This window comes from Sneathiella sp. D3-11 (assembly GCF_055809395.1).
Map to the genome: position 1 here is coordinate 2,737,044 of NZ_CM147911.1, position 14,099 is coordinate 2,751,142.

At 51.8% G+C, this 14,099-nt stretch carries 11 protein-coding genes and 1 pseudogene; 9 read left to right on the forward strand and 3 right to left on the reverse strand.

Annotated elements, in window-relative coordinates:
• The first annotated feature begins 4 nt into the window (after positions 1-4).
• Positions 5-1,198 carry a mandelate racemase/muconate lactonizing enzyme family protein gene (locus AC0L73_RS13945; protein ID WP_227952975.1) on the forward strand — a complete coding sequence of 398 codons (1,194 nt, stop codon included), beginning with the start codon at positions 5-7 and terminating at the stop codon, positions 1,196-1,198.
• 1 nt (position 1,199) lies between these two features.
• Here AC0L73_RS13945 and AC0L73_RS13950 read toward each other — a convergent pair whose 3' ends face one another.
• The 3 genes and pseudogenes from AC0L73_RS13950 to AC0L73_RS13960 all read right to left on the reverse strand — a co-directional run bounded on the left by AC0L73_RS13950 (position 1,200) and on the right by AC0L73_RS13960 (position 4,341).
• Positions 1,200-1,844, reverse strand: a complete 645-nt coding sequence (locus AC0L73_RS13950; RefSeq protein WP_227952977.1) for an MBL fold metallo-hydrolase — start codon at positions 1,842-1,844, stop codon at positions 1,200-1,202.
• Positions 1,845-1,892: 48 nt separating this feature from the next.
• Positions 1,893-3,391: pseudogene (locus tag AC0L73_RS13955) on the reverse strand (helicase HerA-like domain-containing protein).
• A 62-nt stretch (positions 3,392-3,453) separates the two neighbouring features.
• The gene (locus tag AC0L73_RS13960; RefSeq protein ID WP_227952980.1) at positions 3,454-4,341 is read right to left on the reverse strand and encodes a LysR substrate-binding domain-containing protein; all 888 of its coding nucleotides are present in this window, start codon (positions 4,339-4,341) and stop codon (positions 3,454-3,456) included.
• 134 nt (positions 4,342-4,475) lie between these two features.
• On the opposite strand from AC0L73_RS13960, the gene AC0L73_RS13965 reads away from it, so the two are divergent.
• The 8 genes from AC0L73_RS13965 (at position 4,476) to ccoP (ending at position 14,098) form a co-directional block, all read left to right on the forward strand.
• Positions 4,476-6,263, forward strand: coding sequence for an acyl-CoA dehydrogenase family protein (locus tag AC0L73_RS13965; RefSeq protein WP_227952982.1), 1,788 nt, complete (start codon positions 4,476-4,478; stop codon positions 6,261-6,263).
• A gap of 46 nt (positions 6,264-6,309) precedes the next feature.
• Positions 6,310-8,097 (forward strand): acyl-CoA dehydrogenase family protein, encoded by a 1,788-nt coding sequence (locus tag AC0L73_RS13970; RefSeq protein ID WP_227952984.1) that lies wholly within the window; start codon positions 6,310-6,312, stop codon positions 8,095-8,097.
• A gap of 275 nt (positions 8,098-8,372) precedes the next feature.
• Positions 8,373-9,170, forward strand: a complete 798-nt coding sequence (locus AC0L73_RS13975) for a helix-turn-helix domain-containing protein (protein ID WP_473654008.1) — start codon at positions 8,373-8,375, stop codon at positions 9,168-9,170.
• The gene (gene hemN, locus AC0L73_RS13980) at positions 9,167-10,516 is read left to right on the forward strand and encodes an oxygen-independent coproporphyrinogen III oxidase (protein WP_227952987.1); all 1,350 of its coding nucleotides are present in this window, start codon (positions 9,167-9,169) and stop codon (positions 10,514-10,516) included. Before AC0L73_RS13975 ends, hemN begins: the two co-directional genes overlap by 4 nt.
• A 191-nt stretch (positions 10,517-10,707) precedes the next feature.
• A complete protein-coding gene (gene ccoN, locus AC0L73_RS13985; protein WP_227952989.1) occupies positions 10,708-12,336 on the forward strand; it encodes a cytochrome-c oxidase, cbb3-type subunit I in 1,629 nt (542 codons plus the stop codon).
• Between the two features lie 5 nt (positions 12,337-12,341).
• Entirely contained in the window at positions 12,342-13,067 is a 726-nt protein-coding gene (ccoO, locus tag AC0L73_RS13990) for a cytochrome-c oxidase, cbb3-type subunit II (RefSeq protein WP_227952990.1), read from the forward strand.
• A gap of 10 nt (positions 13,068-13,077) precedes the next feature.
• On the forward strand, positions 13,078-13,227 hold the full coding sequence (locus AC0L73_RS13995) for a cbb3-type cytochrome oxidase subunit 3 (RefSeq protein ID WP_227952991.1): 150 nt from the start codon (positions 13,078-13,080) through the stop codon (positions 13,225-13,227).
• 1 nt (position 13,228) lies between these two features.
• Positions 13,229-14,098, forward strand: coding sequence for a cytochrome-c oxidase, cbb3-type subunit III (gene ccoP / locus AC0L73_RS14000; RefSeq protein ID WP_473654009.1), 870 nt, complete (start codon positions 13,229-13,231; stop codon positions 14,096-14,098).
• Position 14,099 lies beyond the last annotated feature (1 nt).

Below are 14,099 nucleotides of genomic sequence, written 5' to 3' on the forward strand. Positions count from 1 at the left end.
TGCCATGAAACTAACCGATCTTGAAACCTTCGTTGTCGGTACGCCTCCCCCTCATTGGGGCGGGCAGTTCTGGGTTTTCGTCAAGCTGACAACCGACAGCGGCGTGACTGGAATAGGGGAAGCCTATGCTGCGCCGTTTCATCCCGATGTGACGGTCAAGATGATTGAGGATGTATTTGAGCGGCGTCTGCTCGGGATGGATCCCTTTCATATCGAGCGGATCTGGCGGCGGGTTTATTCCAGCGGATACACACAGCGGCCAGACTCGACCATGATGGCGGTGCTGAGTGCGCTTGAAATGGCATGCTGGGATATTAACGGGAAAGAAACAAATAAACCGGTTTATGAGTTGTTAGGAGGTAAGGTTCGTGAAAAGCTCCGGACCTACACCTATCTCTACCCAAAAGAGGGGGACACGACTGATGTTTATAGTGACCCCGACCTAGCGGCGGAGCGGGCAGCGGAAAATGTCGCGCTCGGATTTACTGGCGTAAAGTTCGATCCGGTGGGGCCGTACTCGGCTTTCGATCCGCGCCAACCATCGCTTGGCCGAATGGATCTGTCGGAAAAGCTAGTCGACCGGGTACGCGAAGCCGTCGGAGATAAAGCGGACTTGCTGTTTGGCACCCACGGCCAGTTGACAACCTCGGGCGCCATTCGTCTTGCGCGCCGCCTGGAGAAATATGATCCGCTCTGGTTTGAGGAGCCGACACCGCCGGAAAATGCAAATGAAATGGGCAAGCTCTCGCGCCAGACAACGATCCCGATCGCGACCGGGGAGCGACTTTGTACGAAATATGAGTTTCATCGCGTGCTGGAAAGTGGCGCGGCCTCAATCCTGCAAATGGCGCTCGGCCGTGTCGGCGGAATATTGGAGGGCAAGAAGATCGCCAGCATGGCGGAGGTTTATTACGCCCAGATCGCACCGCATATGTATTGCGGTCCCGTGTCAGCGATGGCGGATATTCAGCTCAGCACCTGCACGCCGAACTTTCTCATTCAGGAAAGCATCAACACCATGGGTGATTTCCATGCGGAAATTCTGAAGGAGCCGATCCAGTGGGAAGAGGGGTATATTATTCCGCCGACGAAACCGGGGCTCGGGATTGAGCTGGATGAAGAAGTCATCGCCAGCCATCCCTTCACAGGCGATCAGCTTCATCTGGAAATGGTCGATGATCCGGTGGTCTTTGAATAACTCAGCCGAAGTTCATATCGGCCACAAAGGGATTAGTTTCCCGCTCCTGACCGAAGGTGGAGAGGTTTCCATGCCCTGGAATGAAAGTAATGTCATCACCGAGCGGCCAGAGTTTTTCACGAATGGAATGGATCAGGTCTTCATGGTTGCCACGCGGAAAATCTGTCCGACCGATGGACCCCTGAAATAACACATCGCCGACAATGGCGACCCGTTCTTTCAGATTGACGAAGACAACATGGCCTGGTGTATGGCCGGGGCAATGCACGACGGTGAATTCTTCATTCCCGACGGTGACTTTGTCACCATCTTCCAGCCAGCGATCCGGCGTGAAAGCAAAAGATTCCGGAAAGCCGTATCTTGCGCATTGCGCTGGAAGTTGATCAATCCAGAATTTGTCATCCTTGTGGGGGCCTTCAATCGGAACGCCAAGTTTTTCGTGAAGTTCTTTCGTGCCGCCCGCATGATCGAGATGGCCATGGGTGATCAGGATTTTCTCGATTGTCACCCCCTGCTTTTCAGCAGCTTCAAGAATTTGGTCCAGATCGCCACCTGGGTCGACAACGGCGCCTTTCATGGTTTCCTCACACCAGATCAGGCTGCAGTTCTGGGCGAAAGGGGTAACGGGAATGATGACGGCTTTCATACAATACCGGAGCGTGAAATGCTCCGTCCTTTGTTAGTTAGTATTAGTTTATCTTTTAAGGGCGCCGAGAATACCACGAAGGAGGGCCTTGGCAATGCTGCGCCCAAACGAGGAACTGACGGCGCGGGTGAGAGACTTGATTGCAGCCTCCCCAACACTTTGCCGGTTTGACCGGCGCGCAGGCGCCTTTTTTGTCTCAACAGTTTCCGCTTCGGCTTTTGCTTTTTCCGCAGCCTTTGCTGCCTTCTCGGCTCGCTCCTGCAAAATTTCATAGGCCGATTCATTGTCAACCGTCTCATCATATTTGTCGGCAAGCGTGCTGTCGTTCAACACATGTTTACGTTCTGCCCGACTCACCGGCCCAAGTTTGGAGGAAGGGGGCGGATCAACGTCCGCTCAACAATCGACGGTTCGCCTTTATTCTCCAATGTGGAAACCAGAGCCTCTCCCACACCGAGAGTAGTGATCACGTCCTCAACCTCGAAAGCGGGGTTGGGGCGATAGGTCTGGGCGGCGAGGCGAATTGCTTTTTGCTGCTTCGGGGTAAAGGCGCGCAGCGCATGCTGCACTCTGTTGCCCAACTGTCCCAGCACAGAATCCGGAATATCGTCCGGGCTTTGCGTGACGAAAAATACGCCAACGCCTTTTGACCGGATCAGGCGAACCACCTGCTCCACCTTTTCAAGCAGAGCCTTTGGAGCATCATTAAATAGCAGATGTGCTTCGTCGAAAAAGAAAACCAATTTGGGCCGGTCAGAATCGCCAGCTTCGGGCAGCTCCTCGAACAGCTCGGACAGCATCCACAATAGAAACGTGCCATAAAGCCGCGGTGAATTCATCAGCTTGTCGGCGGCGAGAATATTGACTATGCCGCGGCCTTCGTGATCGGTGCGCATGAAGTCGCGAAGATCAAGCGCTGGCTCCCCAAAGAATTTGTCCGCTCCCTGATCCTCAAGGCGCAGCAATGCGCGCTGTATGGCGCCGATCGATTGCGGCGAGACGTTTCCGTATATCGCGGAAATTTCTTTTCTCTGCTCATTCACGACACCGAGAAGAGCGCGCAGGTCTTTCAGGTCCAGTAACAGCAGACCCTGCTCATCCGCGACCCGGAAGGTAATATTCATGACGCCTTCCTGCGTGTCGTTAAGCTCCAGCATACGAGAAAGCAAGAGAGGGCCGATTTCGGAAATCGTCGTCCGGACAGGATGGCCCTGCTTGCCGAACAAATCCCAGAAAACAGCGGGATAGGCCGCGCCTTTATACTCTTCCGAAAATCCGATCTTGTCGGCCCGCTTTGTCAGGAAACCCTGCATATCCGAAGTGTGGCACAGACCAGAGAGGTCGCCTTTTGCATCGGCGAGAAATACCGGGACGCCTGCGCTGGAAAACCCTTCCGTGAGAACTTGCAGGGTGACTGTCTTCCCGGTCCCGGTCGCCCCCGCAATCAAGCCGTGCCGGTTTCCCCATTTAAGCGGAAGATATTGATTGCTGCCGGCTCCATCATCGCTCTTGCCAATAAATATGCCGTCACTTTGTAAACAGGTCATGGTCAATAATTTCCTCAAACTTAAGATCGGGTCGGCTAACATAAAAAACGTTAGCCTTGAATTTATACAGGTTGTCCGGCGGCCTCAAGCATCCATTCGCGTACAGCGGCAAGCTTCGGTCGAGTGGCTTTGCGCGCCGACGACACAAGATGAAAGGAGTGGTTGGATCGACGCTCTATGTTGAACAACCTCACCAGTCTTCCCGATGCGACGGATTCCTGAACCAGCGCATCTATGCCGATGGTAACGCCGAGCCCATTTTCTGCGGCATGCAGCGCCATATTTGTGCTTTCAAAATGCAGCCCCTTGTTAGTGTTGACGTTGTGAACGTCGGCCTCTTCAAGCCAGCGGAGCCAGTCTGTCGGGCGCGGACTGTCATGGAGGAAAACCGCGTCGCGTAAATCCTCCGGCCGGGAGAATTTTTTGGCCATCTCCGGACTGCAAACTGGATAGGTGACCACTTCGAGTAGCTTGTCGATCCTCATGCCCGTAAGACCAGTTCCATCGGGTAGAACCTGAATGGAGAGATCAAAGTCGTCCCGTTCAAAATCCGCGGGATTGAGAGAAGTGATCAATTGTACATCTATATCCGAATGGCGTTCATAAAGGTCCGCCCATCTTGGGATCAACCAGCGTAGTGCAAAAGTCGGATAGGCACATATGGAAACGGCATTTCGTCGTGTCTCGCTGCGCAGGCGTGCCGATGCTGCAGCGATCTTTTCTAATGGCAAGGTGATTTCAGCTAGATATTGTCGGCCGACTGCGGTCAGTTCTATGCGCTTGTGGTGACGATGAAAGAGTGTTTTTCCCAGATATTGCTCTAATGTCTGAATCTGTCTGCTGACCGCCCCCGGGGTGACGCCTAACTCCTCCGCAGCTTGATTGAAGCTCAAATAGCGGCAGGCAGCTTCGAATGCCCGAAGCCCAGACGTAGAGGGAATATGAAGCATATAGGGACATCCCTTGCGTGAGTTTTTTTCAATTATACTATGCTGAATTATCGATTGTCCATGATTATCGATTTACCCATTATATGCCCTGAAATATGAACCATCGACGGCCAACTAAAAAAACGGGATAGATTATGACTTTTTTACATAAAAAACAGGAATTTAGCCCTCAGGAACTTTCTGACTATATCGCACCGGATTGCCATGGCCTTAACTTCTTTGAAGTTGATAACGGTCTGCGCGACTTGCTGCATATTTATATGCCGGACGATTTGCGCCAGCATATGGAGCCGCATTTTAATCGCCTTGGTGAAATATCTGGCAACCAGCTTGACGATTGGTCACGGGACGCAGACAAGCGCGGCCCCATTCTCCATGCCCGTGACGCCCGCGGCCGGAACGAGGACTGGATCGAGTTTCACCCGTCCTATCGCAAAATGGAAGATGTCGCCTTCAAGGATTTCGGCTTCCATCGGATGTCCCATCGGGCAGGTGTGCTGGGCTGGCAGGAAAAAGTCCCGCCCATTGGAAAATATGTTTTCCAGTATCTCTTCGGTCAGTCCGAATTCGGCCAGCTCTGCCCGATTTCGGCGACCGACACGTCGGCGATGTTGATTGAGCGTTATGCGGATGAGGCAACCAAAGAGAAGCTTCTCGATCGTATGTATAGCCAGGATATGGACAAGATCCTGAAAGGTGCCCAGTTCATGACAGAGAAGACGGGCGGATCGGATGTTTCTCAGATCGCGCTTGAGGCGCGCCTCGAAGATGGGGAATGGAAGCTTTACGGTGAAAAATGGTTCTGTTCCTGTGCAGACGGTGACATTGCGTTGTTGCTGGCCCGCCCCGAAGGTGCACCCAAAGGAAACAGCGGCCTCGCACTTTTTGCCATGCCGCGCCACCGCGAAGACGGCAGTCGCAATCCGTATCGAATTGTCCGGCTGAAGGATAAACTCGGCACCAAGTCCATGGCCTCCGGCGAGATTATCTTTGAAGGGGCATCGGCCTATCCGCTCGGTGAGGTTGGCGCGCATCCGAACAAAGGCCTTAAAATGATGATGGATCAGGTGAATTTCTCCCGTCTGTCGCATGGTGTGCGCGGCGCGGCGATGATGCGCCGTTGCCTGAACGAGGCGTTGACGGTGGCCAATTATCGCAAGGCATTTGGGGAGACGATTATCGACAAACCGTTGTTGCGCCGTCAGCTTATGAAGCTGATGGTCCCTACAGAGCAGGCGCTGTCCATGTTTATGTATGTTGCCGTTAATCTTGAGCAGGGTGAAAAGGGTGACGAGGCCGCCGCGAGACGGACCCGTATTCTGACCCCGCTGCTTAAGTATCGGACTGCGCGGGATAATATCCGTGTTGCGACCGGTGCCATGGAAGTGCGCGGCGGTAACGGTTATATCGAGGACTGGGTCAATCCGCGCCTCGTGCGGGATGCGCATCTTGGTGTGTTGTGGGAAGGGACATCCAATATCAACTCTCTTGACGTGACAACACGGGCGATTGCCCGGATGGGCGCGCAGGAGGATCTGGCCGAGGATCTTACCAAGCAAATCGATGCCAATACCGCGATGCCTGGACAGTATGCCGGTCAACTTAAGGGCCTGGTGGATCAGTCTGTGAAATTTGCTGAAGACGTTGCGCGGCAGGGGAAGGAAACGCATGCTCGCAAAGCTGCGAGTGCGCTCTATCATGTTACGACGGCAACCTTGATGGCGAACGAAGGCGCGGAACTGGGCGCCGCTGGCAAAGACGCCCGTCGGCTGCTTCTGTCGCGCATGGTAATCGATCACAAGCTTGGCGCGGCTAACCCATTATCAATCGAGGCGGATGCCTTCGATGCCGCCGCGACGGATGCGCTTCTTAACGATACACCGCTCAATCTTGAAGAAGTAAGCCGTATCCTTACACTATAAGGAACGGCATTAACCGACCAAAAAAGGATGATCAGGAAGAGATATCATGAATATGGAAGTTAAAATCAAAAACCGTGACGAGCGGGAGCTTGAAGACTGGGTTGCTGCGGATTGTCACGGTCTCAATTTCTTCGAGATTGATAAAAGCCTTCAGGATCTGCTGACGATTTATCTGCCGGATGATCTTAGAGAACATATGACTCCCATTTACCGTCAACTCGGCGAAGTCGCGGGGAACCGTCTCGATGAGCTGGCGCGGATTTGCGAAACTCACATGCCAGTTCTTCACCCGCGCGATGCTCGGGGTCGCAATCGTGACTGGATCGAATATCATCCCGCTTTCCGCGAAATGGAAAAGATTGGATATGGTGACTTCGGTATTCATTGTATGTCGAGAAAAGAGGGCGTGCATGGCTGGCCGACAAAAGTTCCGCCGATGGCCAAATATGTGTTCCAGTATCTGTTTACGCAATCTGAATTCGGGTTGATGTGCCCGATTTCCCTGACAGATACGTCTTCTATGCTGCTGGAGCGTTACGGCCCGGACGATGCCAAGGACAAATTCCTCGACAAGATGCGCAGTCAGGATATGGATGAGTTATTCCGCGGCGCACAATTCATGACCGAGAAAATAGGTGGCTCTGAGGTTGCCAATCTCGCAGTGACGGCGCGTCAGGAAAATGGCGAATGGCGGCTCTATGGCGATAAATGGTTCTGCTCCAGTGCCGATGCGGAAGTAAGTCTTGTCCTTGCCCGTCCTGAAGGTGCGCCTGAGGGGAATTCCGGTCTTGCGATTTTTGCGGTGCCGCGCACATTGGATAACGGGGAGCGAAACGGCTACCGGATTGTCCGCCTGAAGGACAAGATGGGGACGAAATCCATGGCGTCGGGTGAAATTATTTTCAATGGCGCTGTCGGATATGCATTCGGCGACGTCGGTGCGAAACCCAATCCGGGTCTGCGCCAGATGATGGATCAGGTCAGCATGTCTCGCCTCTCCCATGGCGTAAGGGCCGCCGGTATGATGCGCCGTTGTCTGAATGAGGCAATGGTGACGGCCCAAACCAGAGATGTGTTTGGCGAGCCGATTATCAACAAGCCGCTTTTGCGGCGACAATTATTGAAATTGATGGTTCCGACGGAGCAGGTTCTATCGATGATTATGCATGTTTCATCCATATTGCATAAAGCCGAAGGTGGGGATGAGTCCGCGGCGCGTCTAAATCGAATTCTGACGCCACTCGTTAAGTTCAGGGCTTGCCGTGATAATGTGCCGGTGGCAACTGGCGCGCTTGAAATTCGGGGTGGAAATGGTCTGATAGAGGATTGGGTTAATTCCCGTCTTGTCCGCGATGCGCATACGGGGTTGCTGTGGGAGGGGACCTCGAATATTAATGCGCTGGATATTACAACCCGCGCAGTGGCCAAAACCGGCGCGCATGAAGATCTTGCAGATGATTTGAAAGGCCGGTTGCAAGGCGCGAATGGTCTACCTGGGCAATTTGCCGGCGAGCTTTCCGGCCTCGTTGATCGAGCCAAGAAATTTGCAGAAGATATTGCGAAATCCGGAAATGAAACACAGGCCCGGCAAGCTTCAGATGCGCTTTATCACGTTACGACCGCAACCTTGCTTGCAACAGAAGGGGCGACCCTTGGCAAGGCTGGCGGCGATGCGCGCCGGATGCTTCTTTCCCGGTTAGTGATGGATACGCGATTGCGTCCTCATGACCCACTTAGTAATGGAGATAATCAGTTCGAAATTGAGGCAGGAAATTACTTGCTCCAAGATGCGGCGGTCCCGCTTGATGTCGCGGCTGATCTGCTGCGCATTTAAGTCGATTAGCAAAAAATAATAATAAAAACGGACGCGAAATCGACAAAGCTCCCCGGCTGTGGCATTATGTCGCTGTCGGGGATTTTTTTGCCTAAGCCTCATTAAAACTGCGAAAAAATCTCGCTCGTAACGTCTATTTTACCGATTTCTTGTGTGAATTTTAAACCTGCGTCATCTCACCACATGGAAGGATACGAGAAAAGTTTAAAATATAGGCTTTAGAGACAGCTTCATAATTGATTGGCATTCAAACTGGATAGGGGAGAATACGTGATATGTTAAAAACCTTGGACACGCGTATTTCGTCATTGGCTAAGTCGGAGGTAGATATTCGCCTTGAACCGTTAGAGAAAAATCCGAAAGCAAAGCCAAAAAGCATCTCGGAGGGGCCATGTGCTACTTGTAGTGCCCATAATCAGGCAATCTGTTCCGGCCTGAAAGATCATGAAATGGCCGAGTTTGCCCGCAATATCAGGACAAGGCTGGTGAAGACAGGCCAATCCGTCTATCGGGAGTTTGAAGAAGCGAAGTATGTCTACAGTGTCGTCTCGGGCGAGATCCGGCTTGCCAACTTGCTGGATGATGGGCGTCGCCAGATAACTTCCTTCAAGTCCGCTGGCGAAGTCATCGGTGAGCAGAAAAAGGGGTATTACCAGTCAGATGCAGAGGCCGTCTGCGATACGGTAGTCTGCCAGATCCCGATCAAAGCTCTCGATAAATATCATAAGGAAATGCCATCCATCCAGTCGGCTTTGTCGGAAAAGGTTCTGGATGAACTCCACGAGCTTCGTCATCACGCTATTCTATTGGGCCGTAAAACACCGATTGAGAAAATTGCGACATTTCTAGTCGTTCGGGCTAGAAAAATTGGCGATGATACAGGAAATAAAGTTGAAGTTAAGCTGACAATGGGCCGGAATGATATTGCGGATTTTCTTGGGCTTACAATAGAGACTGTCAGCCGGACAATTACGAAACTCAGGAAAATGGGCGTTTTGGACGTGCCATCGAACCACTTAATCCTGATCAAAGATCTGGAGTGGCTCGAAAATCTGGCGGAAGGTGAGAAATGACGACAACACTGGGGAAGTTAATCAGTAAGTCCGTCCCCCGTTACACCAGTTATCCGACCGCGCCGCATTTCAGTCCCAACGTAACCGGGCATGTATATACAAGCTGGCTAAAGGAGTTAGATCCGCAAAAGCCGCTATCGCTTTATCTCCATGTGCCCTTTTGCCAAAAGATGTGTTGGTATTGCGGCTGTCATACCAAGATTGTTGCCCGATATGATCCGGTCCGCAAATATGCAATGGCGTTGCGTGCGGAGCTAAAGATGCTTGCGGATGCGCTGCCGGGTAAGTTTAAGGTATCGCATATCCATTGGGGCGGCGGGACGCCGACAATGCTTTCTGCTGAAGATTTTTTAGAAACCATGGATCTTATAAGGGATCTCTTTCTGATTACAGAGGGAGCTGAACTTGCGGTGGAAATTGATCCGAGAACGGTCGATAAACAAAAAACTGAGGCGCTTGCCGCCTCCGGCATTAACCGTGCCAGCTTTGGAATTCAGGACTTTAATCCGAAAGTTCAGGCGGCGATTAACCGGATTCAGTCTTATGATCTTACAAAGGAAGTAACGGAAAATTTCCGCAATGCTGGTATTGAGAATATCAATTTCGACCTGATGTATGGCCTTCCGCAACAAACAGTGGACGATGTCCTAAATACCGTCGATCTTTCACATAGGCTGCGGCCGGCCCGGATTGCTCTCTTTGGGTATGCGCATGTTCCCTGGATGAAAAACCATATGAAGATGATCCGGGATGAAGAACTGCCAGATAGTGACGCGCGGTTAGAGCAGACGGTTGCCGCGTCGGACCGCTTGCTTGAGCTTGGTTATCATCAGATCGGCCTTGATCATTTCGCGAAGACCGATGATACGATGGCCATCGCCCTCACAGAGGGGACGCTGAACCGGAACTTTCAAGGTTATACCACGGATAATGCCGACGTGTTGCTAGGGGTTGGCGCGTCATCTATTGGCCGACTGCCACAAGGTTATCTTCAGAATGTTGTGGCAATGAAAACCTATGAAGATGAAGTGCTTAAAGGGCACTTTCCCATCGCTAAGGGTGTTCGTGTAAGTGATGATGATCGATTGCGCGGATATGTAATTGAGCGTCTTATGTGTAACCTGGAAGTTGATCTGGATGCGGCCGTTCGGAAATTTGGAGTGGATATTTCCTATTTTTCAGATGAGATAAATAATCTGCGACACTTTGCAAATGAAGGGATTATATCAATTAACGGCAGCCAGATTATCATTCAACCTGCGGGTCGCTTGTTGGTGCGCGCCGTCTGTGCAATTTTTGATATTTATTTTAACCAAGGCTTGGCGCGGCATTCAAAAGCTGTTTAACTATTCCAATTGATACATAAATTGACGCATCAAGGCAGGAAGTTTTTTCTAAGTTGATTTAGATCAATGAAGAAAAATCGACTTGTCCTAGTTTGCAGATTGAGGGGGAGTGTTGGTTGTTGCCATACTGAAGAGTTTTGCAAGGCTCTTCAAATACTCCCGTAGATAATAGCAACAGACGGAACTTGGGTATGAATCTGTTATGGCTCGCTTTTACGATCGTCGGCGTCCTGTTAGGCGTTATATTGTCCGCAAAGGCGGTCGACCCCACAATGATGCTGCACGGCATGGTATTTTCAATTGCCGCCGTGCTGAGCGCCTTTGCTCTTATTGCGAGGAATTATCGTAATATCAGCACCCCCAGCCTGGCGGATGCCAATGGCAGTGTTAATTACAATACAGAGATCATTAAGGCGGGGATTATTGCCTCGACTTTCTGGGGCGTGGTAGGATTTTCTGTCGGCCTTGTAATTGCTTTGCAGCTTGCCTTCCCGGTTCTGAATTTCGATCTTCCCTGGACAAATTTCGGTCGTCTTCGTCCTCTTCATACCTCTGCGGTTATTTTCGCCTTCGGCGGCAATATCCTGATTATGACATCATTTCATGTGGTGCAGCGGACCTGCCGTGCCCGGCTAGCAGGCGATATCGCGCCCTGGTTTGTCTTCTGGGGCTATCAGCTCTTTATCGTACTTGCGGCGACGGGGTATGTGCTGGGCGTTACTCAGTCCAAGGAATATGCTGAGCCTGAATGGTATGTGGATATCTGGTTGACGTTGGTTTGGGTAGTTTATCTGCTGGTTTTCCTTGCAACGATCTGGAAGCGGCAGGAAAAGCATATCTATGTTGCTAACTGGTTCTATCTCGCCTTTATTGTAACAATCGCAATGCTGCATATTGTGAATAATCTCTCCGTCCCGGTCAGTCTTACGGGCGTGAAGAGCTATTCCTTGTTTGCCGGTGTACAGAGTGCGCTGACCCAATGGTGGTACGGACACAATGCCGTTGGCTTCTTCCTGACAGCGGGCTTCCTCGGGATTATGTATTATTTCATACCCAAAAGGGTGAACCGGCCGGTTTACTCCTATCGCCTGTCGATCATTCATTTCTGGTCGCTGATTTTCCTCTATATCTGGGCCGGACCACATCATCTGCACTACACGGCTTTGCCGGACTGGGCGCAGACTCTCGGCATGACCTTTTCCATCATGCTCTGGATGCCCTCATGGGGTGGCATGATCAACGGCTTGATGACGCTCTCTGGGGCGTGGGACAAACTCCGGACAGACCCGGTTGTTCGCTTTTTGGTGACGTCGGTTGCTTTTTACGGGATGAGCACCTTTGAAGGTCCGCTTATGTCGATTAAGGCCGTGAACGCGCTGAGCCATTACACGGATTGGACTATCGGTCATGTTCATTCTGGCGCGCTTGGATGGGTAGCCTATATCAGCTTCGGCGCGCTTTACTTCCTGACGCCTGTCGTTTGGAAACGCAAATCGCTTTATTCAGATGCGCTCGTTAATCTGCATTTCTGGATATCGACGGTGGGTATTCTGCTCTATATCACCGCGATGTGGGTTTCCGGTATCCTTCAGGGGCTGATGTGGCGTGCTTATGATGCCTTTGGTTTCTTGGAATATTCTTTCAGTGAGACAGTTGAGGCGATGCATCCGTTCTATGTGATCCGGGCTGGCGGCGGTGCCCTCTTCCTGATCGGCGCCCTTATCATGGTATATAATCTCTGGCGAACGGTTCGGGGGGATGTGCGTGCGAAGGAAGCAGGCTCACTTGTACCGAATATGGAATTTGCAGGAGCGAGGTAAGTAACATGTTCAGTCACAAGAAAATTGAAAAAAACTCGATCCTGATGCTAGTCCTTGTCCTGATCGTGGTTTCCATCGGTGGACTTATCGAGATTGCCCCGCTTTTTTATCTGGAAAGCACGATTGAGAAAGTGAAAGGGATGCGCCCCTATAGTCCGCTGGAGCTAGCGGGACGGGACATCTATATCCGTGAAGGTTGCTACAACTGTCACAGTCAGATGGTGCGGCCGCTCCGGGATGAGGCGGAACGTTACGGCCATTACTCCCTGGCGGCGGAAAGCATGTATGACCATCCTTTTCAGTGGGGCTCCAAACGGACTGGGCCGGACCTCGCGCGGGTCGGGGGACGCTATTCTGATGAATGGCATGTCACCCATTTGAATAACCCCCGCGATGTGGTGCCGGAATCTGTGATGCCGGGGTATCCGTTCCTTGGGAAAACGTCACTCCAAGTGCCGAATATTGCGGATAATCTGAAAACCAACAAGATTGTCGGCGTGCCCTATACGGACGACATGATCGAAAATGCGAAACTGGATCTGGCGATACAGACAAATCCGGATGCGGATGAGATTGATGCCTTTATGGAACGCTATCCTAAGGCCCAGGTTCGGGACTTCGATGGTAATCCAGCGATGTTGTCAGAGTTGGATGCGTTGATTGCCTATCTTCAGATGATGGGAACCCTGGTTGACTTCACGTCCTATGACGTGGATGCCAATAAACGGTAGGAGGGGAATAATGGATTATCATAGCGTTTCTACCTTCGCACAGAGTTACGGACTGCTTTACCTGTTTGGCCTGTTTATTGCGGTGCTGGCGTATGCGCTGTGGCCACGAAATAAGGAAAAGTTCGACAAGGCAGCCCATATCCCGCTTGAGGAAGATTAAAATGTCCAACAAGGTTGAAAAAGACGAATTTTCAGGCACCGATACAACGGGGCATGAATGGGATGGTATCAAGGAACTGGATACGCCCATGCCGCGGTGGTGGCTATGGACGATGTACGCCTCCATTATCTGGGCGATTGGTTATTGGATTGTCATGCCTGCCTGGCCCCTGATTAGTAGCCATACTGCCGGTTTTCTCGGTTATTCCTCTCGCGGATCGCTGGAACAGGAACTAGCGGATGCGACGGCGGCCCATGCAGAGGATCGGAATGCGCTAGTCACGATGGAGCTTAGCGCCGTCAAGAACAATAGCCAGCTTTATCAATTCGCGTTGCGGGGCGGCAAATCGGCCTTTGCGGTGAATTGTTCCCAGTGCCATGGATCTGGAGCGCAAGGGGCACCCGGATTTCCGAACCTGAATGACGATGATTGGCTCTGGGGCGGTAGCGTGGACGCGATTTATGAAACGATTAAATACGGCATTCGTTCTGATCATGACGACACGCGGATTGGTGAGATGCCGGCCTTCCTCACCGATGAAATGCTCACTAAGGAGCAAATCAACGATGTGGCGGAATATGTTCTTTCCCTGTCGGCAGAGCGAGAGGATACAGCCGCTGTCGATCGTGGTCAGGAAGTTTTTATGGAAAACTGTGCATCGTGTCATGGGGATAAGGCAAAAGGTGGCCGGGACTTCGGCGCGCCAAACCTGACCGATGCGATCTGGTTCTACGGGAAAGACAAGGATGTCATTCTCAGAACCATCTCCCGCGGGCGTAATAATGTGATGCCAGCTTGGGTAGACCGGCTGGATGACACGACCATCCGCCAATTGGCTTTGTATGTGCACTCCCTAGGGGGCGGGGAGTAAT